Here is a 22581-nt window from a genome sequence, read left to right as displayed (position 1 = left end):
TGATATTCAGGTGAGGCCTGCCTGCAAATGACGGTTCCCTGCGCTTCCGGTGCTCACGTACTTCAAGTACGCTCCGCTCCGGTTCTCGGAAACCGCCATTTTCGGCTCGGCCTGACCTGAATCTCAACACACCTTAAATGCTCTACTGGACCTCGTACCCGACTTCCTCGCTGGCGTGGCATAAGGCCTTCCAGAACGAGCGTGCGAAGGAGCGGAACACATAGATGTCGAACTGATCGGCGCCGGTGCGCTGGATCTGAGCGAAGATGTCGTGATGATTGGTCGAGCGGCCGGCGCCCAGCGGAAAGGCCGGCAGGGCGAAGTCGATGGCGAAGAATTTCGCCATGATCCATTCGGCCTTCGGTCCGGCGATGCGGATCGCGGTGCGTCCGTGCGACAGATCGGTCAGCGTGCCGATGGCCGGCGTGATGACGCCGGCAAAGGCTTGAGCCAGTCCCTCGGCATCGTCGACGACGGTGAACTTGCCAGGCGCGAAGCCAAAGACCGATTTCGTGCCGTTGATGACGCCCCCACCGGCGCCATCGGGCAAAGGAAGACCGGTGACCTTGCGGATGGCGTCGATCAGCTGCTTTTCCTCGCCTGCCCAGGCAGCGAGCTGCAGGATGGAGCCCGGCCGTGTCTCCGACAGGATGACATCGACGCCGTGCTCGAAATTGCCGTGCGAGCCCGGATGATATTCCGGCTCCAGCGGCGACAGGCGCTCCGGTAATTGGCGTTCGGGCGACTGGTGGTCAGCCATGCATGCGGCTCCCGTCCGGATCGTAGAAATGGTTGGAGACGATTTCGATCGGCCCAAACCGGTTGCGCAGCGGGTCGGAGACGAAAGCGCGGGTGCCATGCCTTGCCTTGCCGCCCTTGACCAGCGCCAACGCGATGTATTTGCCGAGCGCCGGCGAATAGCAGCAGGCGGTGATGTGGCCGAGCGAACCGTGCGGATTGGCCTCGTCCAGCTCTTCGACGATGTGGCCGCCGCCGTTGAGCGGGCGGTTGTCGAGCGCGATCAGGCCGACGAGCTGCAGCCGGTCGGACGCGATCAGGCCCTCGCGGTCCATCATGGCCGAGCCGATGAAGGGCTTCTTCTTCGACAGCATCCAGTCGAGATGCAGGTCGCGCGCCGTGGTGCGGCCGTCGATCTCGGCGCCGGTGACATGGCCCTTCTCGATGCGCATCGTGCCCAGAGCCTCGAGCCCGTAGGTGACGAGGCCGAACGGCTTGCCGGCCTCGATCAACGCTTCCCAGACATGTGTGCCGTAGCCGGCGCCGGAATAGACCTCGAAAGCCATTTCGCCGGAGAAGGAGAGGCGGCAGATCATCACCGGGACGCCTGCGATCTCGCCATAGACGATGCCCATGAAGGGCAAGGTTGCGTTGTCGACCGCCGTGCCTTTGACGCAGGCCGCAAGAATGGCCCGCGCGTTCGGTCCGCCGATCGCCGCGCCCGCCCATTCGTCGGTGACGGAAGTGACGGTGACCTTCAGCTCCGGCCAGATGACGTCGAGGAAATACTCCAGATGCTGCATCACCTTGCCGGCGTTCGCCGTGGTGGTGGTCATCAGGAAGTCCTGCTCGCCGAGCCGCCAGGTGGTGCCGTCGTCGAAGGCAAGGCCGTCCTCGCGCAGCATCAGGCCGTAGCGCGCCTTGCCGAGGGCCAGAGTTGAAAACATGTTGGTGTAGACCCGGTCGAGAAGTTCGGCGGCGTCGGGCCCTTGCACGGCGATCTTGCCCAGTGTCGAGACATCGACGATGCCGGCGCTGTCGCGGGTCGCCTTGGCTTCGCGCACATAGGCCTGCTCGACGGTCTCGCCGGCATGGCCGTAGATCATCGGCCGGTACCAGAGGCCGGCCGAGTACATGGTCGCGCCATTGGCGAGGTGCCAGTCATGCATCGGCGTCAAACGCTCAGGCTTCAGGTCGCCAAAGCGCTCGGCGGCCAGCGAGCCGATCGAGACCGCCGTATAGGGCGGGCGGAAGCGGGTCTTGCCGACTTCCGGGATCGGCTTGCCGAGCGCCTCGGCCATGATGGCGAGGCCCGGCACGTTGGAGTTCTTGCCCTGGTCGGTCGCCATGCCGAGCGTGGTGTAGCGCTTCAGATGCTCGACCGAGACGAAGCCCTCGCGATGCGCGAGCCGCACGTCCTCGGCGGTCACGTCATGCTGGAAATCGACGAAGCTCTTGCCCTTGGCTTTGATCTCGAACACGGGCGCCGGATCGGGATCGCCGGGTGCTGCCTCGACAACCGGCAGGAGAGCGGAGGAAGCCGCTCCGCCCGCGGCCTGAAGACCGGCGGCGCGGCCTTCCGCAATCGCCTCAGTGGTCGAGAAACTGCCGGTAAAGGCGCCGGCGCCAATCCAATGTTGCGTCGGCTTTGGCGGCAGGAAAGCTTGTCTCGCCGGATCCCACTCGGCTTTGGCGCCGGCCTGGCTGGCGAGGTGGATGGTCGGCGACCAGCCGCCAGACATCAACAGGCAGTCGGCGTGGATACTGCGTTCGTCGCCGCTCAGTGCCCCGCTCACGGCGTCGAAGCGCTGCACTTTCAGGCCAGAGAGCGCCTTGCCGCCTTCGGTGGCGATCACCGCATGGCCGGTGAGCAGCTCGGCTTCCGCCTCGCTCGCCAGCCTGCGCATGTCGCCGGTCACGTCGCTGCGGACATCGACAATGGCAACCACCGCCGCCCCCGCTTTCTTCAAGGCAACGGCGGAGCGGTAGGCGCTGTCATTGTTGGTGAGGAGCGCGATGCGCTGCCCCGGCAGCACCCCATATTCAACGGCGTAGCGCTCGGCAGCATGCGCCAGCATGACGCCCGGACGGTCGTTGCCCGGAAACACCAGCGGACGTTCGAACGAGCCGGTGGCGAGAACGATCGTGCCGGCGCGGATGGCCCAATAGCGCTGGCGCGGCTCGCCCTTGTTGGCCACTTCCTTGTGGTCTGTCACGCGTTCCAGGGCGGCCAGCGTGTTGCCGTCGTAATAGCCCCACACCGTCGTGCGCGGCAAAAGCCGCACATTGTCGTTGCCTTCGAGCTGACCAACCATGCGTTGGGCCCAGTCGGCGGCAGGTAAGCCGTCGATGGTTTCGCCCGACCAGTTGGCGGAACCGCCGAAATGAGCCTCGAGATCGGCCAGGATGACGCGCGCGCCCTGGTCGGCGGCGGCCTTGGCCGCCATCAGTCCGGCCGGGCCGGAGCCGACGACCAGCACGTCGCAAAAGGCGTTCATGCGTTCGTAGCGCGCCGGATCCGGCGCCGTGCCGGCCTTGCCGAGACCGGCGGCGCGGCGGATGAAATGCTCGCAAAACATCCAGAAGCGCGTGCCTTTGAGCGGACCGAATACCGGTCCCATGAAGGTCTTGTAGTAGAAGCCGGCCGACAGGATCTTGCCGCCGAGCTGGTTGACGGCGTTGATATCCCAGGCAAGCGAGGGCATGCGGTTCTGGCTGACGGCGACCAGCCCGTCATAGATCTCGACCATGGTGGCCGCGACATTGGGCTCGCGCACTTCGCCGCGCAGCACCGTCACCAGCGCGTTCGGCTCCTCGACGCCGGCGGCGAGCAGGCCGCGCGGACGGTGGTATTTGAACGAGCGGCCGAAGAGCGTCACGCCGTTGGCAAGCAACGCCGAGGCGAGCGTATCGCCGGCATGGCCCGTATAAGCAGCGCCGTCGAAGGTGAAGCGGATTGTGCGCAGCCTGTCGATGCGGCCGCCGGTCTCGGTCCGGCGCGGGCTCACGACCGGACCCCCGCTTTATGGCCAGCGGATTTGTGTCCGCCACGGGCGAATTCGGTGCTCAGGATCTCATGTGTGACGGTGTTGCGCACGACGCGCAAATGCGCGCGGCAGCCGCCGGAATGCTGCCAGATCTCGTTGTGCTCGCCGGCCGGGTTCAGCCGGTCGTAGACATAGGCGTTCCAGGCGTCGAGGTTCTGCGAGGCCGGCTGCGGCCGCTCGCGGTTGCCGTCGCCCTGGTAGGTGAACTCGATAACGTCGCGCGGGCCGCAATAGGGACAAGTGATCAGCATTTCTTTGAATCTTTTTGTTCAACCATATTCTCTTCCAAAAACCGGCTTCCACTTTTTGGGATCATGGTCCTAATGCAGCCGCGGATTCGCGCCCTGGCCTTTGTCGTCGATGACGAGGCCGCGGTAGAAACGGTCGAGCGTGAAGGGCGCGTTGAATTCGTGCGGCTCGTCCTTGGCGATGGTATGGGCGAAGCACCAGCCAGAGGCAGGCGTCGCCTTGAAGCCGCCGTAGCACCAGCCGCAATTGAGATACATGCCAGGCAGCGGCCCCGCGGTGATGATCGGCGAGCCGTCCATGGTCATGTCGCAGACGCCGCCCCAGGAGCGCAGCATGCGCACCCGGGCGAGGCCCGGAAACAGCGCCAGCATCTCGCTCATCACCTCGTCGACGACGGGCAGGCTGCCGCGCTGGGCGTAGCTGTTGTAGCCGTCGAGGTCGCCGCCATAGACGAGGCCGCCCTTGTCGGACTGGGAGATGTAGAAATGGCCCATGCCGAAAGTCAGCACGGTGTCAATGACCGGCTTCAGCGATTCGGAGACGAAAGCCTGCAGCACATGGCTTTCGATCGGCATGTGGGAAATGCCGGCAAGCTGCATGACGCGTCCGGTGCTGCCGGCAACGGCAAGCGCCACCTTCTTGGCGCGGATCTCGCCGCGCGTCGTCGTCACGCCGGTGATCTGGCCGCCGTCGCGCAGGAAGCCGGTGACTTCGCAATTCTCGATGATGTCGACGCCGCGCCGGTCGGCGCCGCGCGCATAGCCCCAGGCGACGGCGTCGTGGCGGGCGGTGCCGGCCCGCGGCTGCATCAGGCCGCCAAGCACGGGAAAGCGCGCGGAACCGGAGAGGTCCAGCGCCGGCACCAGCCGCTTGATCTGGTCAAGGCTCATCAGCTCGGCGTCGACGCCGAGATGGCGCATGGCGTTGCCACGCCGGGCGTAGTCATCAAGCTGGGCGGGCGTGTGCGCGAGGTTGAGGCAGCCGCGTTGCGAGAACATGACGTTGTAGTTGAGCTCGTGCGAGAGGTTCTCCCACAGCTTCATCGAATGCTCGTAGAAACGGGTATTTTCCGGCAGAAGATAGTTGGAGCGCACGGCCGTCGTGTTGCGGCCGACATTGCCGGAGCCTAGCCAGCCTTTTTCCAGCACCGCGACATTGGTGATGCCGTGTTCCTTGGCGAGATAATAGGCGGTCGAGAGGCCATGTCCGCCGCCGCCAATGACGATCACGTCGTAGGAGGCCTTGGGGTCCGGCTTGCGCCAGGCGGGCTTCCAGTCCTTGTTGCCGGACAGCGCGTTCTTGAGCAGCGAAAAGGCTGAATACTCCGCCATTCTTCTTGTCGTCCTTATCATGCGAGGCGGCACACTATAGAGCGGCCTGTAAGCGCAAAGCCAGGATTGCGCCATGGCTTTTCGACAGGCCGACTCCGGTCCCGATGCCCGTCGTGAACGGGAACGGCTTGCCGCGTGGTATGGCGGTCTTTATCAAGGGCTGAATTTTCGAAGGCTTTCCGGTCGCGAGTCGCCAATAAAATCATGTTCTTTCGACTGCTACGCCCGATCCTGGTCCTGCTCGTCGCCGCATTGGCGCAGCCGTCGTTCGACGCCTTGGCGCAGGCGATCGGCCATGGGTCGAGCCAACTCATCGCCGATCAGACCAAGGTCATTCAGGACCTGACGACCAGGACCGATGGCCTGGAGAAGAAACTGAACGATCCTGGCCAGGACGATGCCGGCCTCGTCGATATCCGCCTGCAGATGGAGGACATTTCGCGGGCGGCGCTCAACAGCGCGCTGGCGTTCCGGCAGCGGCTCACCGATATCAACAACCGCATCGAAGTGCTTGGTCCGGCGCCGGCGCAAGGACAGCCGCCGGAGCCGGAGATCGTCAGCAGCGAGCGTAGCGCGCTTACCTCCGAGAAGGCTCAGATCAACGCGGTTGTCGCCAGCGCACAGAATCTTTCGATCCGCGTCAATGGACTGATCGACAAGATCGCGACGATGCGCAGCGCGCTTTTTCGTAATGTCATCACCAAGCAATACGAGCTGACGGATGCACTGAGCCCGCAAGCCTTTTCGGACGCCCACGACCAGTTCAGCGGTCTCTACAAGGCGGTCAGTTCCTGGCTGAGCTTCGCTTTCAAATTCAAGTTCCAGGCAGTCCTTGTCGCAACGCTGATGGCATTGGCACTGGCCGCCGTTCTCTTGATCGGCGGCAGACGGTTCTTCGGCCGTATTTTCGAGGCAGACCCCAGCATTGAGGAGCCGTCCTACCTCAGCCGGCTTTCGGTGGCATTCTGGTCGACGCTGCTGCCCACCGTGGCGCTAGGCGCCTTCTTCGCTTCCGCTGTCTTCTTCTTCAATTATTACAATGTCTTGCGCGGCGATATCGGCACATTCCTCAACGCGCTGCTTACCGTCATCGCGATGGTCTTCTGCGTCAACAGGCTGACCAATGCGGCGCTGGAGCCTCGCTTGCCGAACTGGCGGCTCATTCCGGTCGCAACCGGCCCGGCGCGCTGGCTGGCTGGATTGACCACCGCCATGGCCATCGTCCTGGGGCTCAACTATTTCTTTTCGGTCGTCAACGAAAAGATGGGCTCGCCGCTCTCGTTGACGATCGCCAGGGGGTTCGTCGCCACCATCATCATCGGCGTCATCCTGATCCTGATGAGCTTGATCAGGCCTTTCAGGGCGAAGGATGGTTCATGGCGGCCGTGGCCGGCGTGGCTTCGTTTCCTTGCCATAGGGCTTGGGCTGTTCACCATTGCCGCAGCGTTGCTCGGCTATATCGGTCTGGCGCTTTTCGTCTCATTCCAGGTGGTGGTTACCGGCACCATCCTGATCACCGCCTACATCGGCTTCCTGTCGGCGCGGGCGATCGGCGAGGAGGGCGGCTTCGCCGACACGTCGGCAGGGCGCTGGCTTTCCGCCAATTCCAGCTACGAGGACACCGCGCTCGACCAGCTTGGCCTGGTCGTAAGCATCGCCATCAACGTGATGATCGTGCTGGTGTTCCTGCCGTTGATCCTGCTGATGTGGGGGTTCCAGCCCGGCGATATCGAGGCGTGGGCCTACAAGCTTGCCACCGGCGTCCAGGTCGGCTCGGTGACGATCTCCTTCCTCGGCATTCTCACCGGCATCGTCGTCTTCATCATCGGCTATTTCCTGACACGCTGGTTCCAGGGCTGGCTCGACGGCTCGGTGATGGCGCGCGGCAAGGTCGATGCCGGCGTGCGCAATTCGATCCGGCTGGGGGTAGGTTACGCCGGCGTCGCGCTCGCGGGGCTGGTTGGCATTTCGGCCGCGGGCATCGACCTCTCCAACCTTGCGCTGGTTGCCGGCGCGCTGTCGCTTGGTATTGGTTTTGGCTTGCAGAATGTGGTCTCGAATTTCGTTTCGGGTCTCATCCTGCTCGCCGAGCGGCCGTTCAAGGTCGGCGACTGGATCGTCGCCGGCGACACCAGCGGCACGGTGAAGAAGATCAGCGTGCGCGCCACCGAGATCGAGACATTCCAGCGCCAGTCGGTGATCCTGCCCAATTCGAACCTCATCAACAATGCGGTCGGCAACTGGACGCATCGCAACAAGCTCGGCCGTGTCGATATCAAGGTCGGTGTTGCCTATGGCACCGACATCAAACGCGTCCATGCGATCCTCTCCAACATCGCGCGCGCCCATCCGATGGTGCTGAAGAATCCCGAGCCCTTCGTGCTGTTCGCCAATTTTGGCGCCGCCGCGCTCGAATTCGAGATCCGCGTGTTCGTGGCCGACATCATGAACGGCAGCATCGTCCAGAACGACATCCGTTTCGCCATCTTCGATATTTTCGAGGACGAGCACATCGAGATACCATCGACGCCGCGCGCCGTCATCGAGACCAAGAAACACGAGGCCTGGCCGATCGACGACGACAAGATCGAGGCCGAATTTGCCGAACGCCAGCGACTTGAGGCGGAGGCTGCGGCTGAAGCTGCCCGGCTTGCCAAGCTGAAACGCAAAGGCCGCAAGCCAGATCCGAGCTAGGCGCTACCACTCGCTTGCTGAAGCGGTGGAACTAAAGCGGATAGAGCCGCCGAAAGCTCCGTCTTGCCCTTTCTGATCTCGCCGACGCCTTGCTCGGCATCGATGCGGCCGGCGTTGTGGGCATCGAACAGGTCGGCGACAAGCTGCGCGTAGCTTGTGCTCATGCCGCCTGCGGTCAAAATCGCGACCCAATCCTGTCTTGGCATCTCGCGGGCGACGATTTCGCGGCCGACGATCGCGCTCAACGCCTGGGCTACGTCGGACGCGCTGCAACGCCGAGGTCCCTCGGCATGGACGATCCGTGGCGCCTTGCCGGCGTCCGCCATGAGCAGATCGGCGGCGATCAGCCCGACATCGCCCGCCGAGACGGTCGGGAACGACTTGGAGAGAGGATGATGCAGGGTGCCGAGGACGCCGGTCTGCAGCGCCCGGCCGGTGCTGCGGCCCCAATTCTGCATGTGCTCGGCCGAGCGCAGCAAGGTCAGCGACGCCGGCAGCGTCCGCAGTTGCGCTTCGAGATGGTGGAAGGTGAGCGTAATGCCGGTGCCGGTCGGTAGCTGAGCGCCGTAGTCGGAGATCGCCAGGACATGGGCCGGTTGGCTTTGCGCGAGCGCTTCGACGATCGTGTCGATCGTCGCTTTCATATGCGACAATGCATTTTCCGCTCGGACAAGCGTCGGGCAGATGACCTGCACGGCCGAAGCGCCTTTTGTTGCCTCGATAAGCGCTGGCATGTCCGAGAAGTCGGCGACGGCTATGTCGCAGCCGATCGCGCGGAACTCGTCAGCGGTCGATGGATTGCGGACAACGGCCCTGACCGGGAGGCTGTTCCGGCGCAGCGCGCCGACCGTTGCCCGGCCGATTTTTCCAGTGGCGCCCATAATCACTAACATCTTCATTCTCCTATGTGTTGGAGCGCTGGATGCCCGATATGCGCGGGCGCGTCGCACCGGGAAGGACGGCGGCGCGCACAAAAAGACGATGATGTTTTAGCGGAGCTATCGCTGCAGACGGGCGAGCGCCGCCGGCGTCACGCCCAGCACGCGCTTCATGCTGCGGGCCATGTGGCTTTGGTGGGCGAAACCTGCCTCCAGCGCAATCTGGCTGAGCGGCAACTTGCTCTCACCGAGCAACAGCCGGGCGCGCTCGACGCGACGTTGGATGACATATTGATGCGCCGGCAGGCCGAAGCTGCGGCGAAACAGGACCTTCAGATGCGAGACGCTGATCGCCGCGACCTCGGCAAGGTCATCGAGTGAAAGCTCCTGGTCGAGATTCGCCTCGATGAATTCCTGCAATCTACGCTTCTGGCCGGACGACAGCATCTGCCCGGACGGCAGCGACCTTATGGCCGCGCCATGAACCAGTCGCACGGCCAGCGCCCGTGCCAGGCTTTCGCCATAGAGCCGATCCGACGGCATCTCGGGGCTCAGTTCGCTCGCCAGCGCCCAGACAATATGCTCGATCCTGGGATCGCGGCGCTGGAATTGCGGCTCGACGATAATCCGGTCCGGGTCGAGGTCCAGGTCCAGCGCGGCCTGCCGAACCAAGGCCGGGCTGACCCAGAGCCGCAGGATGGTGCAGTCCGCATCATCCTGCCAATTGCCATCCAGACCGGCCGGCACGATGTCGATATCGCCATGGGCCTGGACACGCCAATGATGCTTGTCGTCGCAGCGGCATGAGGCATTGACGGGTGGCCCGACATGCATGCCGAGACGATGATAGGGCGATGCGGGCACATAATAGTTCAGGCCGGCCGTGATGTTTCGCCGCTCAACCTCGACGCCGATCGTCTCAAGCCATGTGCTGGGCACCGCGCTGACCTCGCCTGTGATGTGCCGTACCATATCGGGTTCGCGGCCCGAGTTTAACAGGGTGTGGAGGCCGAAACCGATTGTGGCATGAATGCGGCATTCAGTTGCGGTTCAGGTTACATCTCATATAAGCTCAGATGCAAAGGGCGAGAATGCCTTGCAAATTTGAACAGAGGCGGTGTGCAAACACCGGAAATGCAATGTGGAAGTCTGTCGTTGCCGCCATCGCTTTGCTGGCTCTGGGCGGTTCGGCTTTCGCCGCCAGCGCGATCAACAGGGACGCTCAGACGCGGACCCTGATCGTGACCGAAGGCGGCGCCAAGAGCGAGTTGACGCTCGGCGCCGGCGAGACGGCGGAATTCTGCTCGAATGGCTGCTTCGTCACCTTGCCGAATGGCGACCTCGAAGCGCTGACCGGTTCGGAAACGGTCGAGATTTCGGGCGGCGCCGCCCGCATCAAGTAATCGTCGTCGCACGATTGGCAAAAGGCCGGGCGGATGTCCGGCCTTTTATCGTTTCCGGTAGCCGAAGCTTAACGATGCCGTCTGAAAAACCGGTATGACTACGCGTTGCAACCGGACGTTTTAACGTTCGCTACGCCGTCCCCCGCTATATCCGATGCGAAGACGCCGAAACACGGCGCGGATTTTGGCGGCGATGACCCATTGGCAAATGGGTCATCGCCCGAGCAGGGCAGAACAATGGACGCGCGGTCGGACAGGAACGCAATTCCCCTTGCGGTCGATCTCGACGGCACGCTGATTGCAACGGACCTTCTGTGGGAAGGCCTGTTCATCCTGCTCAAGAAGAATCCGCTCTATCTCTTTCTGGTGCCGTTCTGGCTGGCCGGCGGTCCGGCCCGGCTGAAGCAGGAAATCGCCCGGCGTGTCGACATCGATCCGGCCTCGCTGCCTTATCGCCGGGACCTGCTCGACCGCTTGCGGGTCGAGCACCAGGAGGGGCGCCAGATCGTCCTGGCGACGGGGACGCCGCGCAAATTCGCCGAAGCCATCGCCTCGCATCTCGGCATCTTCGACCGCGTGCTGGCCACCGACGGTCCGCACAACATGACCTCGGCCAGGAAGCGCGCCGCGCTGATCGCCGCCTATGGCGATGCCGGCTTCGACTATGCCGGCAACAGCCGCCACGACCTCAAAGTGTTCGACGCCGCGCGCAGCGCCCTTGTCGTGGCCCCCGATCGCAGCGCCCGGCGCTGGCAGGCGGCGCATGGCGCCGAGGCCATGCCGGCGCCGAAGCGCACGCTCAAGACCTATATCAAGATGCTGCGCGTGCATCAGTGGCTGAAGAATTCGCTGATCGCCGTGCCGATGGTGCTGTCGCACGAATATTTCAACGCCAACATGATCTGGCAGTGCCTGCTGGCGTTCGTGTCGTTCAGCGCGGTGGCATCGGCCATCTACATCCTCAACGATTTCTTCGATCTGGCGCTCGACCGCAAGCATCCGACAAAACGCAACCGGCCTTTCGCCAGCGGCGCGCTGTCGATCCCGTTCGGCCTCGGTGCGATTGCCGTGCTGCTGGCCATCGGCATCGCCGCCGGCCTGTTCCTGCCGATCGAATTCCTCGGTGTGCTCGCCGGCTATATGGCGGTCACCACCGCCTATTCGCTGTCGTTCAAGCGCATGCTTCTGGTCGATGTGCTGACGCTTGCCGGCCTCTACACGATCCGCGTGCTGGCGGGCGCTGCCGCCACCGGCGTCGACGTGTCGTTCTGGCTGCTTGCCTTTTCGATCTTCTTCTTCCTGTCGCTGGCACTGGTGAAGCGTTTCGTCGAATTGCGCACCACCGCCATCCCGCCGGGCGAGCGCATCGCCGGCCGTGGCTATCGCACCGAGGACCAGGAGATCGTGGCGCAGGCGGGCATGGCTTCGGCCTTCTCCTCGGCGCTGGTGCTGGCTCTCTATATGGACAGCCCGGCTGTGCGCGAGCTCTATCCGCATCCGTGGCTGATATGGCCGCTGGCGCCGATCGTGCTTTACCTCACGATGCGCGTGTGGATCCTTGCCCGGCGCGACGAGATGCATGACGACCCGGTCGTCTTCATCATCCGCGACTGGCGCAGCCAGATCGTCGTCGCCATCGGCGCGGTGTTTCTCGTAATCGGGGGCTGGTGATGGACGCCAAGCGCTTCGGCAGCTTCGGACTGGCGACGCCGCCGGCGCGCCAGGCGATTTCGGCGGATGAGGCGATCGCGCTGCTGAAGAGCGGCACCGCTGGGCCGGGCTCGCTGCTCGGCTACGGCAATGGCCGCTCCTACGGCGACAGCTGCCAAAACGATGCCGGCGCGGTGGTCGATATGCGACCGGTTGACCGCATCCGATCCTTCAATGCCGAGACCGGCGTGCTCGAGGCCGATGCCGGCGCGCTGCTTTGCGATATCATTGCGCATGCCGCGCCCTACGGTTTCTTTCCGGCGGTGATTCCGGGCACCCAGTTCGTCACGCTGGGCGGCGCCATCGCCAACGACGTTCACGGCAAGAACCACCACCGGCGCGGCACTTTTGGTTGCCATGTCGAGAGCTTCGCGTTGCTGAGGTCCGATGGCCGCATCCATCGCTGCTCGCAAAACGAGAATGGTCAATTGTTCAGGGCGACCATCGGCGGCATGGGCCTGACCGGGCTGATCCTGTCAGCGTCGATCCGGCTGATGCGCGTGGCGTCGCTCGACATCATCGAGAAGGCGACGCGGTTTCGCGATCTGAGCGAGTTCTTCGACCTTGCCGAAGCCGCGGACCAGGCCAATGAATATGCCGTCGCCTGGATCGACCAGATGGCCGGCGGCCATGGGCGAGGCCGCGGCCTTCTGTTCACCGGCAATCATGCCGAGCACGGCTCGCACGCCGCCGTCCGCGCCGGCAGCCGGCTGTCCGTGCCGGTGCAGCCGCCGTTCAACGTGCTCAACCGGCTGTTCCTGACCGCCTTCAATGCTGCCTATCGCTGGGCGAAAGGCCGGTCTGCGGCTCCGCGTCAGGCCGGCTATCAAGGCTTCTTCTTTCCACTTGACGGTGTGCGCGACTGGAACCGGCTCTACGGGCCGCGTGGCCTGTTCCAGCACCAGAGCGTTGTGCCGGAGGCCCATGCGCGCCACGCGGTGCCGGCGCTGCTCGAAGCCGCAAGACGTGCAGGGCAAGGCTCCTTCCTGACGGTGCTGAAGCGCTTCGGCGGCGTCCGCTCGCCGGCGCTGCTGTCGTTTCCGCGGCCGGGCTACACGCTGACGCTGGATTTTCCCAACAAGGGCGAGAAAACCTTGCGCCTGCTGGCCGACCTCGACCGCATCACGGTCGAAGCCGGCGGGGCGGTCAATCCGTATAAGGATGCCCGCATGCCGCCCGAAACCTTCGCCGCGTCGTTCCCGACATGGCAGCGTCTGGAGGCGCTTCGCGACCCGGCATTCCTGTCGAGTTTCTGGGCCCGTACGGCAAAAAAGTTGGATGTCGGACGAAGGAATGCTGAGGCCGCGGAGTAGATAAAATTTGAGTAAATCGTGGTAAATGAAATGTTAAACCATGGTTTACTCAAAATATTCTTGTGACTTCACGAAATGTTTGCAGGTTAGTAGTAGGACAGCCGCGGGGCAGGGTGGCGCATATGAAATACATCGTCTTCATTCTCTTTACGGTCATGACCAATGCCGCGGCGCAGCTGATGCTGAAGCAGGGCATGATGTCGCTTGGCCCGATTTCGTTCGAAGGCACCAACCCGCTCTTGAAGCTGTTGCAGATCGTGTTCAGCCCGTGGGTGTTCCTGGGGCTGTGCACCTTCGTGATCTCGATGGCGTCGCACCTCTATGTGCTGTCCAAGGTCGAGCTCAGCTTCGCCTATCCGTTCCTCAGCCTCGCCTATGTCGCGGTCGCGATTTTCGCCTATTTCGTCTTTCGCGAGGATCTCAATGGCTGGCGCATCGCCGGCATCGCCTGCATCTGCGTCGGCACCGTGCTGATCGCGCAAAGCGGACGCGGACATGAGGACCAGACCGCCTCCATCGCCTCCGACAAAATACAAGCTAACGAGATCGTCCGATGAGACATGTGATTTTCGGCGGCGACGGCTTCGTCGGCCGTCACCTTGCCCCCAAGCTCGTTGCCGATGGCGAGGACGTCGTCGTCGCCGACATCGTCAAGAGCGACCTGCCGCATTACCGCTCGGTTCGCTTCATCACTTGCGACGTCACCGATCCAGCCTCGGTCGCGAAGGTTGGATTGAAGGCCGACGACATGGTCTACAATCTGTCGGCCAAAATGCTGTCGCCGATCCAGATCCGCGCCAAGCGCCACGATTTCTTCTTCCCGGTGAATTTCCACGGCACCGAGCACATCATGCAGGCCATGGACAAGGCCGGCGCGCCAAGGCTCGTCCACTACACGACCGACATGATCTACGGCCACACAGTGACCTTCCCCATGACGGAGGAACACCCGGTCGCGCCGCTCGGCGAATATGGCTGGTCGAAGCAGAAGACCGAGGAGCTCGCTGCCGAATGGCGCAAGCGCGGCATGTCGATCTCGCTGTTTCGGCCGCGCCTGATCATCGGTCCCGGCCGTCTCGGCATCCTCGAAAAACTGTTCAAGATGATCGACTGGAATTTGCCGGTGCCGATGATCGGCTCGGGCCGGAATCCTTACCAGTTCATCTCGGTGTTCGACTGCGCCGAGGCTGCCCGCGCGGCCTGGAAAGCAGGCGTGCCGAACGAGGCCTATAATCTCGGCTCGCTCAACCCGCCGCCGGTCAGGAAACTGCTGGGTGACCTGATCAAGCATGCCGGTTCCAAGTCGCTGCTCATTCCGACGCCGGGCTGGGCGGTCAAGCGCACGCTTGATCTGCTCGATCTCATGAACATGCCGATCATGGATCCGGAGCAGTATCTGATCGCCGACGAGGAATGCGTGCTCGACGTGTCGAAAGCCGAACGCCAGCTCGGCTGGGTGCCGCAGCACCGCGACGAGGACATGCTGATTGCCGCCTACAGCGAATACCGCGCCAAGAAGGACGGCCACGCCGTCGCCACCAAACACGTTCCTGCCGAATAAGGCGACGAAGGGGAGATTTGAGATGACCGTCATGGCCAAGCCGGAACAGACGAACGCGCGCACGCTGGTCGATGCGCCGGCGCTGTCGCGGGCAGCAATAGCCAAGCCCGATTTGATCAGCGTCGAGCAAGCCAAGGCGCTTGATGTCGCCCGCATCACCGACCTGTTCAAAGCGCATCTCAATCCTGGCCAGCTGCATTTCATGAAGCTGCTCGGCTTCCACAAGATCAAGATCGAGCGTGCCGAAGGCATGTTCTACATCGACCAGAATGGCCGTAAGATTCTCGATTTCTTCGGCGGCTTCGGCTCGCTGGCCTTCGGTCATAACCATCCGCGTATCCTGGAAGCCCGCAAAAAATTCCAGGAGGAAAAGCGCCAGGAGATCGCGATTGCCTTCATGTCGCAATATGCGGCGGCGCTGGCGCACAACATCGCCAAATGCTCGCCGGGCGAGCTCGACATGGTGTTCCTCGGCTCCTCCGGCTCGGAAGCGATGGAGGCGGCTGTGAAACTCGCCGAGCGCGCCGCCGGCCCGAAGCGGCCGAAGGTGGTCTATGCCGAGAATTCCTTCCACGGCAAAACCAAGGGCGTGCTGGCGATCACCGACGGCCAGCTCTACCGCGCCGACTTCAAGGTGGCCGACAATGTCGTGCGCGTTCCGTTTGCCGACATCGACGCCGTCGAGCGCTTGTTCAAGAGCGATCCCGAGATCGGCGTCATCGTGCTGGAAACCATCCAGGGCGGCGGTGGCATCATCCAGGCGCCAGCCGAATATTGGCGCAAGCTGCGCGCGCTCTGCGACCAGCATGGCGTGCTGTGGGTCGCCGACGAGGTGCAGTGCGGTTACGGCCGCTCCGGCCGCTTCTATGCCTTCGAACATTATGGCGTGGTGCCGGACGTGACGGCGCTGGCAAAATCGCTGGGCGCCGGCAAGGCCGCGGTCGGCGCCATGATCGCCAAGCGCGACGTCTACATGAAGGCCTATGGCACGCCGAAGACAGCGATGATCCACGCCATGGCGACGTTCGGTGGCATGGGCGAAGCCTGCATCACCGCGATCGAAGGCATCAACGTGCTCTATGACGAAGGGCTGATCGACAACGCCGCCTCGACTGGCGATTACCTGCTGCAGCGCCTGCAGGCGCTGAAGCAGAAATACCCGAAGATCATCACGGACGTGCGCGGCAAGGGTTTCATGGTCGGGCTCGAATTCCACGATTTCTCGCAGACCTTGCCGATGGTGCTGCGTCCGATTGTCAGCGTGCTCGACGACAAGCTGAAGGGCTCGCTGTCAGGCTTCGTCGGTTCGCTGCTGCTGCGCGACTATGACGTGCTCGTCGCCTTCACCGAATACAACCGCAACGTCATCCGTCTCGAGCCGCCGCTGATCTGCCAGCGCGAGCATGTCGACCGCTTCGTCGATGCCTTCGACAGCCTGTTGTCGCGCGGCATCGCCGGAATCGTGAAGGATTTCGTCAAAAGCCAGGTCGGCAAATAGAGATCGCCGAGGCAAACGATGCTGACCAAGTCTCCTGCTCCGCAAAACCCGCTGGACCGGCTTATCTCGGCCGGTCTCGCCTGGGGCGAGGGGACCTATGCGCGGTGGGCGGCGGCGATCGGCGCGATCGCGTTTTCGCTCTACATCCTGCTCACCGCTTTTACCGCCTGGTTCATGCCCGACGCCAATTGGGACATGCTGCCTTATCTCGCCATCGCCGAGGAGGGCACGCACCCGGATGTCCAGGCGCTGCATGATTATGCCTACAGCACGGTCAAGGCCGGTGTGTCTGCGGGCGACTATAAAACGCTGACCGATGACGGCGGCGGCTTCCGCAGCCACATGAGCGACAACGCTGCCGACTTCCATTCGCTGCTCGGCATGTATCGCATCAAATTCCTCTATGCCGAGATCCTGTCGGGCTTGAGCCATGTCGTGTCGCCGGTCGAGGCGATGCGGCTGGTGCAGGCGTTCTCGGTGCTGCTGTTCGGCGCCATCACGCTCGCCTGGTTGCGTTCGGAAGGCGCGCTGGCATTGGCGCCTGTCGTTGGCGCCGTGCTGATCATGGCCGATTTCGGCGACGCCGCGCGTGCTTCGACACCCGACCTGTTGTGCTCGGCGCTGTTTCTCGGCGGGCTGTTCGCCTATATGCGCAAACGCGAGGCGGCGACCGCGATCCTGCTTTTCCTGGCGTTCATGGCGCGGCCGGACAACATCGTCTTCCTCGCCATCTTTGCCGTGCTGCTCGTCGCCTTCCGCCAGAAGGCCTGGGGCGCGCTGGCCGGTTTCGCAGCCTCGTTCGTTGCCTATTTCGCCATTTCGCATTGGGCGCAGCATCCGGGCTGGTGGCCGCATCTGTGGTTTTCCAGCATCGAGCAGCACTACAATATGGACGGGTTCGAACCGCCATTCTCGGTGGCCGCCTATCTGAAGGCCTTCGCCGCCTCGGTCGTGCGCGCCGTGACCGTCAACAGCTGGGTCGGCGTCTCGGTTCTGGCTCTGGCCGGCTGGTTCGGGCTTCATCGCGCCGGCTTCCGGCTCGACCGCCGCGCCGGCATTTTGCTCGCGGCGCTGGTGCTCGGCGTGCTGGCGAAATTCACCGTCTTCCCGATCCACGATACCCGTATCTATTTCCCCAATCTTCTGCCGCCCTTCCTGTTGCTCATTGCGCCGCTGACGGGGTTGTGGGCATCGGCAAGCCAGGGCGGCCGTCGAGCCACGCTGCAGGTCATTCCCGGAGACAAGTCATGAGTTCGGTATCCAGCCTGGCGCGCATCCTGCTTTCACTCGGCCTTCCATCGGGCCTGCTCGACCGCGGACCCGCGTTGCGCGGCACGAAGTTCCTGGCCAAGGCCTCGCTCAAGGCGCGCTTCGGCGGCCGGCCGTTCCAGATGGTCAATGTCGGCGCCTGCGACGGCGCGCTGTTCGACGACGTGACGCCCTCGCTGCATCGCATTCCTGGCGCCCGCGCCATGCTGGTCGAGCCGATCCCCTATAACCAGAAGCGCCTGCGCGCCAATTATCCGGATGCAAGCCGCTTCGTCATCGAGCCGGTGGCGGTGACCAGGACCAAAGGCACGATCACCGTGCACACTTTCGACGCCGCGGCGCTCGAGGCCGGCACACTGCCGATCGAATTCATCGGCTGCTCCTCGGTCACCGACACGAATCTGATGTCGGGCAAGAATGCCTGGGGCGAGGCGGATGCCAATTTCAACAAGTTCGCGCCGCATCTGAAGGACATCGAGGTGCCGTCGGAGACGCTGCAGACGCTGCTCGACCGCAATGGCATCGACCATATCGATGCGTTTCTGGTCGATTGCGAGGGCGCCGACTGGATGGTGTTCGAGCAGCTCGATCTGCAGCGTTACCGCCCCGGCATGATCAAGATCGAGGTCGGCGCGTTGCCTGCCGCCGAGATTGGCCAGGTCGTGGTCAAGCTCAAGACCGCCGGCTATCAGGTCGGCTTCCAGGCCGAGGACATCTGGGCCTTCGCCTGAACCGGGCGCTTCTTCCAGCCAGCATGACCCAAGGCGACGACATAATGCATTCCGTGCTCTGGTCGCACGGCTTTTTGCCGATGTCGCAAACAGGCTTCAATCACCCTGCCGCTCCGCCCTATAGTCCGCCCGCTTTATCCCTTTGGAGTCGCGGGCAATGGCAGAGTTTCCGAAAAAGGCGAAGGTCGTCATCGTTGGCCTGGGCGGTATCGTCGGCGCGTCCGTCGCCCACCATCTGATCGAGCGCGGCTGGGACGATATCGTCGGCATCGACAAGTCCGGCATCCCGACCGATATCGGCTCGACGGCGCATGCCTCCGACTTCTGCTACACGACCAGCCACGATTTCCTGTCCTGCTGGACGACGCTCTACTCCATCGATTTCTACGAGAAGATGGGTCACTACGCCCGCGTCGGCGGCCTCGAAGTGGCGCGCGTCGGTGACGATGCCCGCATGGAAGAGATCAAGCGCAAGATCGCCTCCGCCAAGGCTTTCGGCACCCGCGCGCGTTTGATCGAGCCGGCCGAGATCAAGGAGAAATTCCCGCTGATCGAGGAGCATCTGGTGCAGGGCGGCCTGTGGGATCCGGATGCCGGCCTGGTCATCCCGCGCTCGCAGACCGTGGCCGGCAAGCTGGTCGACCAGGGCGAGGCCTCCGGCAAGCTCAAGGCTTTCGCCAACACCTCGGCCAAGTCGCTCATCGTCGAGAACGGCCGCATCAAGGGCGTGGTGACCGAGCGCGGCACGATCGAGGCCGACTATGTCGTGGTCTGCACCGGCATCTGGGGCCGCCTGACCGCGGCGCTGGTGGGCGAGGACCTGCCAGTGATGCCGATCGACCATCCGCTGACCTTCTTCGGCCCTTACAACGAGTTCGCCGGCACCGGCAAGGAGATCGGCTGGCCGCTGCTGCGCGACCAGGGCAACTCGGCCTATATGCGCGACACCGGCGATCCGAAGACCGCAGAGGGCGGGCAGATCGAGTGGGGCTATTACGAAGAGAACAATCCGCGCCTTTGCCATCCGCGCGATCTGCTCGAAAAGGATCAGGCGCGTTTGTCGCCGTCGCAGCGCGACCTCGACATGGAGCAGATCCTGGCGCCGCTGGAGCGCGCCATGGAGCTGACGCCGATCCTCGGCGAGCTCGGCTACAATGAAGGCCATTCCTTCAACGGCCTGTTGCAGGTGACCACCGATGGCGGCCCGTCCATGGGCGAAAGCCAGAAGGTGAGAGGCCTGTGGTATGCGGTTGCCATCTGGGTCAAGGACGGCCCGGGCATGGGCAAATTGATCGCCGACTGGATGACCGACGGCCGCACCGAAATCGACCATCACGCCATCGACTATTCGCGCTTCTACCCGCACCAGACGCAGGAGCAGTTCATCTGGGATCGCTGCACCGAAACGGCGATGAAGGTCTACAATCCGGCAGTCCATCCGCGCGAGCCGTTCTCGAAGGGCCGCAACATCCGCCGCTCGCCGTTCTGGGAGCGCGAGAAGGAGCTCGGCGGCTACTTCATGGAGCTCGGCGGCTGGGAGCGTGCCCACGGCTATGCCGCCAACGAGCACCTGCTTGAAAAGTACGGCAACCGGGTTCCCGTGCGCGAGAACGAGTGGGACAACCGCCATTTCTGGCGCGTTTCCAATGCCGAGCATCTGGCGATGAGCGAGGATTGCGGCATCGTCAACCTGTCGCATTTCTCCATGTACGACGTTGAAGGACCCGACCATGTCGCGCTGCTGGAATGGCTGTGCGCGGCCAAGATCGGCGGCGACAACAACATCGGCAAGGGCATCTACACCCACTTCCTCGACGAGGAAGGCATGGTGCGCGCCGACTTCACCGTCATCCGCATGGCCGACCGCTGCCGCGTGATCGACGGCGCCGACGCGGGGCCGCGCGACTTCCGCTACATGCAGCGCACCGCGCAGGACAAAGGTTTTAACGCCACCGTCACCGACGTGACCGAGAAATACGTCACCATCGGCATCTGGGGTCCGAACGCGCGTACGACCTTGCAGAAGGTGGTCGAGGATCCGGACGGCCTTTCGATCGAGAACTTCCCCTTCGCGGCGATCAAACCGATCAGGATCGGCGGCAAGGACGTCACCGCCTTCCGCATCTCCTATGTCGGCGAGCAGGGCTGGGAATTGCATATGCGCTACGAAGACGGGCTTGCCGTCTGGGATGCGCTGCGCTCGACCGGCGTGATGCCGTTCGGCGTCGAGACCTATGCCAACACGCGCCGCATGGAAAAGAGCCTGCGGCTGCAGAACGCCGATCTCCTGACCGAGTACAATCTGCTCGAGGCCGATCTCGCGCGTCCGAAGGTCAAGGACAACGATTTCTGCGGCAAGGCCCGGCATGTCGAGTATCGCGCCCGGGAGCACCAACCGGCCATCCTGTGCACGCTGGTGATGACCGACAACAAGGATGCCAAGGGCGTCGCCCGCTATCCGGTCGGCATCATGCCGGTGCAGGATCCGGCGACTGGTGAAACCCTGGTCGACGAGCTTGGCCGCCGTTCCTTCACCACGTCGGTCGCCTACGGTCCGACGATCGGCAAGAACATCGCGCTCGCCTATCTGCCCTGGGCCTTCGCCCAAGAAGGCCGCAAGCTCAATGTCGAATATTTCGGCGAGACCTATCCGGTCGAGGTCGCCGCCGTCGGCTACAAGCCGCTCTACGACCCGGAGAGCCTCAAGCCGCGCAGCTGAGGACCGGCCACATCGTTACCGATAGGCCCGGCTGATGCCGGGCCTTTTTGCTTTGTCCGAGCGCCGTTATCGCTTACCCTTGCGTGATGTCCGCTTTTGGCCGTGCAGGTCCTTGGCTTTCGAGCGCTGCCGCGTTGGCGATGGTCCTTGGGTTGACCGCACGCTCGGCAGCGGCCGAGCCCGTCGATGTCCAGTTGGTGCTGGCGGTCGATGTTTCGCTCTCCATGTCGCCGGCGGAGCTCGAAATCCAGCGCCATGGCTACGCGGCGGCGCTGACGCATGACAATGTGCTCAAGGCCATCGCCGACGGCGCCAATGGCAAGATCGCCGTCACTTATGTCGAATGGGCCGGAACGACCTGGCAGCGCGTCATCGTGCCGTGGACCGTGATCGCCAGCCGCGCCGATGCCGAAAGGTTCGTCACGCAGCTCAACGCCAGCCCGCCGGACAGCGCGCGCCGAACCTCGATCTCCGGCGCGCTGACCTTCGGCAGCGATCTTTTCGCCGAGAGCGGTTTTCAAGGCACCAAGCGGGTCATCGATGTCTCGGGAGACGGGCCGAACAACCAGGGCGCGCCGGTCAACCTGACGCGTGACGAGGTGGTGAAGCAGGGCATCACCATCAATGGCCTGCCGCTGATGACACGCGGCGGCTTCAGCGGTGCCTTCGATGTCGACAATCTCGACCGCTACTACAGCGACTGCGTCATCGGCGGTCCTGGCGCCTTCATGATCCCGGTCAACGACTGGACGCAGTTTCCCGACGCCATTCGCCGCAAGCTGGTTCTGGAGCTTGCCGGTCCGGCGTCGCCGCAATGGGCGGCGGAAGAGGCGGCGCATCCGGCGGTCGTGCTGGCGGACGACAGACCGGCAGCCGATTGCCTGGCAGGCGAGAAGATGTGGCGCAACCGTAATTGGGTGCCGGGCACAACCCTGATCAAGACGCCAGGCCGGAGCGCGCAGGCTTGCCTCCCTGGGTCGCACGATGGCAAAGTGGGGCAGGGACGGTGTCATTGCGTGAAGCAATTTTATGAGGAACATCACATGAAGCGTTTGGTTACCTTGGCTGCATTCGCGTCGATAATTTTCACCGGCAGCGCCATCGCCCAATCCTATGGCGGGCCAGCCTGCGCAATGTTCGAGGACACCAACTTCCGCGGCCGGTCCATTGAAATGGAGCCCGACGATTCGGTCAATTTCCGCGGCGGCCAGTTCTGGAACGACCGTGTCTCGTCCATCTTCGTGAGCCGCGGCTGCACGCTGGTCGCCTATGAGGATAGCGGGATGCGTGGCCGATCGATCGAGGTGCAGCGCAGGGCTCGCAGCCTCGGCGGCTGGAATGATCGCATCTCCTCGGCGGAGTGCACCTGCGACCAGTACTGAGCGCTGTGCCAGGCCTTTTACCAGGCGCGTTGCCGAAGCTGTGAATAGGTTCGATTGA

The 22581-nt window shown here is 63.5% G+C and carries 17 protein-coding genes and 1 pseudogene; 12 read left to right on the top strand and 6 right to left on the bottom strand.

All coding sequences use genetic code 11. From position 1 onward, the window contains the following. Positions 1-142: 142 nt before the first annotated feature. The 4 genes from soxG to AB6802_RS28280 form a co-directional block, all read right to left on the bottom strand. Positions 143-760 carry a sarcosine oxidase subunit gamma family protein gene (soxG, locus tag AB6802_RS28295; protein ID WP_371013500.1) on the bottom strand — a complete coding sequence of 206 codons (618 nt, stop codon included), beginning with the start codon at positions 758-760 and terminating at the stop codon, positions 143-145. After that, entirely contained in the window at positions 753-3746 is a 2994-nt protein-coding gene (locus tag AB6802_RS28290; RefSeq protein ID WP_371013499.1) for a sarcosine oxidase subunit alpha, read from the bottom strand. The genes soxG and AB6802_RS28290 overlap by 8 nt, the downstream gene beginning before the upstream one ends. Next, positions 3743-4036: a sarcosine oxidase subunit delta gene (locus tag AB6802_RS28285; RefSeq protein WP_371013498.1), complete on the bottom strand. Its 294-nt coding sequence runs from the start codon at positions 4034-4036 to the stop codon at positions 3743-3745. Before AB6802_RS28285 ends, AB6802_RS28290 begins: the two co-directional genes overlap by 4 nt. Before the next feature lie 69 nt (positions 4037-4105). Next, positions 4106-5365 (bottom strand): sarcosine oxidase subunit beta, encoded by a 1260-nt coding sequence (locus tag AB6802_RS28280; protein ID WP_371013497.1) that lies wholly within the window; start codon positions 5363-5365, stop codon positions 4106-4108. A gap of 204 nt (positions 5366-5569) precedes the next feature. Here AB6802_RS28280 and AB6802_RS28275 point away from each other — a divergent pair, with 204 nt between their 5' ends. Further along, complete coding sequence (locus AB6802_RS28275; RefSeq protein ID WP_371013496.1) at positions 5570-8059, top strand: mechanosensitive ion channel family protein; 2490 nt, start codon at positions 5570-5572, stop codon at positions 8057-8059. Here the strand turns inward: AB6802_RS28275 and AB6802_RS28270 are convergent. Then, on the bottom strand, positions 8056-8952 hold the full coding sequence (locus AB6802_RS28270; protein ID WP_371013495.1) for an NAD(P)H-binding protein: 897 nt from the start codon (positions 8950-8952) through the stop codon (positions 8056-8058). The genes AB6802_RS28275 and AB6802_RS28270 overlap by 4 nt on opposite strands. Before the next feature lie 105 nt (positions 8953-9057). Further along, positions 9058-9909, bottom strand: coding sequence for a helix-turn-helix domain-containing protein (locus tag AB6802_RS28265; RefSeq protein ID WP_371013494.1), 852 nt, complete (start codon positions 9907-9909; stop codon positions 9058-9060). Between the two features lie 167 nt (positions 9910-10076). Here AB6802_RS28265 and AB6802_RS28260 point away from each other — a divergent pair, with 167 nt between their 5' ends. The 11 genes and pseudogenes from AB6802_RS28260 (at position 10077) to AB6802_RS28210 (ending at position 22523) form a co-directional block, all read left to right on the top strand. Continuing rightward, positions 10077-10340 (top strand): hypothetical protein, encoded by a 264-nt coding sequence (locus AB6802_RS28260; protein ID WP_371013493.1) that lies wholly within the window; start codon positions 10077-10079, stop codon positions 10338-10340. Positions 10341-10577: 237 nt separating this feature from the next. Beyond that, positions 10578-12011, top strand: coding sequence for a UbiA family prenyltransferase (locus AB6802_RS28255; RefSeq protein ID WP_371013492.1), 1434 nt, complete (start codon positions 10578-10580; stop codon positions 12009-12011). After that, positions 12011-13363, top strand: coding sequence for an FAD-dependent oxidoreductase (locus AB6802_RS28250; protein ID WP_371013491.1), 1353 nt, complete (start codon positions 12011-12013; stop codon positions 13361-13363). The genes AB6802_RS28255 and AB6802_RS28250 overlap by 1 nt, the downstream gene beginning before the upstream one ends. Before the next feature lie 122 nt (positions 13364-13485). After that, the gene (locus tag AB6802_RS28245) at positions 13486-13920 is read left to right on the top strand and encodes an EamA family transporter (protein WP_371013490.1); all 435 of its coding nucleotides are present in this window, start codon (positions 13486-13488) and stop codon (positions 13918-13920) included. Further along, complete coding sequence (locus AB6802_RS28240) at positions 13917-14924, top strand: NAD-dependent epimerase/dehydratase family protein (protein ID WP_371013489.1); 1008 nt, start codon at positions 13917-13919, stop codon at positions 14922-14924. The genes AB6802_RS28245 and AB6802_RS28240 overlap by 4 nt, the downstream gene beginning before the upstream one ends. 22 nt (positions 14925-14946) lie before the next feature. Beyond that, positions 14947-16422 (top strand): aspartate aminotransferase family protein, encoded by a 1476-nt coding sequence (locus AB6802_RS28235; protein WP_371013488.1) that lies wholly within the window; start codon positions 14947-14949, stop codon positions 16420-16422. An 18-nt stretch (positions 16423-16440) separates the two neighbouring features. Next, positions 16441-17673: a hypothetical protein gene (locus tag AB6802_RS28230; protein ID WP_371013487.1), complete on the top strand. Its 1233-nt coding sequence runs from the start codon at positions 16441-16443 to the stop codon at positions 17671-17673. Further along, complete coding sequence (locus tag AB6802_RS28225; protein ID WP_371013486.1) at positions 17670-18422, top strand: FkbM family methyltransferase; 753 nt, start codon at positions 17670-17672, stop codon at positions 18420-18422. The genes AB6802_RS28230 and AB6802_RS28225 overlap by 4 nt, the downstream gene beginning before the upstream one ends. 157 nt (positions 18423-18579) lie before the next feature. Continuing rightward, a complete protein-coding gene (locus AB6802_RS28220; RefSeq protein ID WP_371013485.1) occupies positions 18580-21141 on the top strand; it encodes an FAD-dependent oxidoreductase in 2562 nt (853 codons plus the stop codon). Positions 21142-21227: 86 nt separating this feature from the next. Beyond that, a pseudogene (locus AB6802_RS28215) lies at positions 21228-22061 on the top strand (DUF1194 domain-containing protein); the annotation flags it as partial. Further along, entirely contained in the window at positions 22038-22523 is a 486-nt protein-coding gene (locus AB6802_RS28210; RefSeq protein WP_371013518.1) for a beta/gamma crystallin-related protein, read from the top strand. The pseudogene AB6802_RS28215 and the gene AB6802_RS28210, both read left to right, overlap by 24 nt. Positions 22524-22581: the final 58 nt, after the last annotated feature.

Origin of the sequence: Mesorhizobium sp. RCC_202 (genome assembly GCF_041355295.1) — a bacterium.
Classification (GTDB): Bacteria; Pseudomonadota; Alphaproteobacteria; order Rhizobiales; family Rhizobiaceae; genus Mesorhizobium.
The sequence above is the reverse complement of the archived record's forward strand: the minus strand, read 5'-3'. Positions and strand labels throughout refer to the sequence as shown.

Excerpts from the sequence above, each read along its gene's own strand:
- AB6802_RS28255 (WP_371013492.1), top strand. The coding sequence starts at position 10,578 with ATGGACGCGCGGTCGGACAGGAACGCAATTCCCCTTGCGGTCGATCTC.
- AB6802_RS28220 (WP_371013485.1), top strand. The coding sequence starts at position 18,580 with ATGGCAGAGTTTCCGAAAAAGGCGAAGGTCGTCATCGTTGGCCTGGGC.
- AB6802_RS28285 (WP_371013498.1), bottom strand. The coding sequence starts at position 4,036 with ATGCTGATCACTTGTCCCTATTGCGGCCCGCGCGACGTTATCGAGTTC.
- AB6802_RS28225 (WP_371013486.1), top strand. The coding sequence starts at position 17,670 with ATGAGTTCGGTATCCAGCCTGGCGCGCATCCTGCTTTCACTCGGCCTT.
- AB6802_RS28265 (WP_371013494.1), bottom strand. The coding sequence starts at position 9,909 with ATGGTACGGCACATCACAGGCGAGGTCAGCGCGGTGCCCAGCACATGG.
- AB6802_RS28230 (WP_371013487.1), top strand. The coding sequence starts at position 16,441 with ATGCTGACCAAGTCTCCTGCTCCGCAAAACCCGCTGGACCGGCTTATC.
- AB6802_RS28260 (WP_371013493.1), top strand. The coding sequence starts at position 10,077 with ATGTGGAAGTCTGTCGTTGCCGCCATCGCTTTGCTGGCTCTGGGCGGT.
- AB6802_RS28245 (WP_371013490.1), top strand. The coding sequence starts at position 13,486 with ATGAAATACATCGTCTTCATTCTCTTTACGGTCATGACCAATGCCGCG.
- AB6802_RS28240 (WP_371013489.1), top strand. The coding sequence starts at position 13,917 with ATGAGACATGTGATTTTCGGCGGCGACGGCTTCGTCGGCCGTCACCTT.
- AB6802_RS28270 (WP_371013495.1), bottom strand. The coding sequence starts at position 8,952 with ATGTTAGTGATTATGGGCGCCACTGGAAAAATCGGCCGGGCAACGGTC.
- soxG (WP_371013500.1), bottom strand. The coding sequence starts at position 760 with ATGGCTGACCACCAGTCGCCCGAACGCCAATTACCGGAGCGCCTGTCG.
- AB6802_RS28235 (WP_371013488.1), top strand. The coding sequence starts at position 14,947 with ATGACCGTCATGGCCAAGCCGGAACAGACGAACGCGCGCACGCTGGTC.
- AB6802_RS28210 (WP_371013518.1), top strand. The coding sequence starts at position 22,038 with ATGTGGCGCAACCGTAATTGGGTGCCGGGCACAACCCTGATCAAGACG.
- AB6802_RS28250 (WP_371013491.1), top strand. The coding sequence starts at position 12,011 with ATGGACGCCAAGCGCTTCGGCAGCTTCGGACTGGCGACGCCGCCGGCG.
- AB6802_RS28275 (WP_371013496.1), top strand. The coding sequence starts at position 5,570 with ATGTTCTTTCGACTGCTACGCCCGATCCTGGTCCTGCTCGTCGCCGCA.
- AB6802_RS28280 (WP_371013497.1), bottom strand. The coding sequence starts at position 5,365 with ATGGCGGAGTATTCAGCCTTTTCGCTGCTCAAGAACGCGCTGTCCGGC.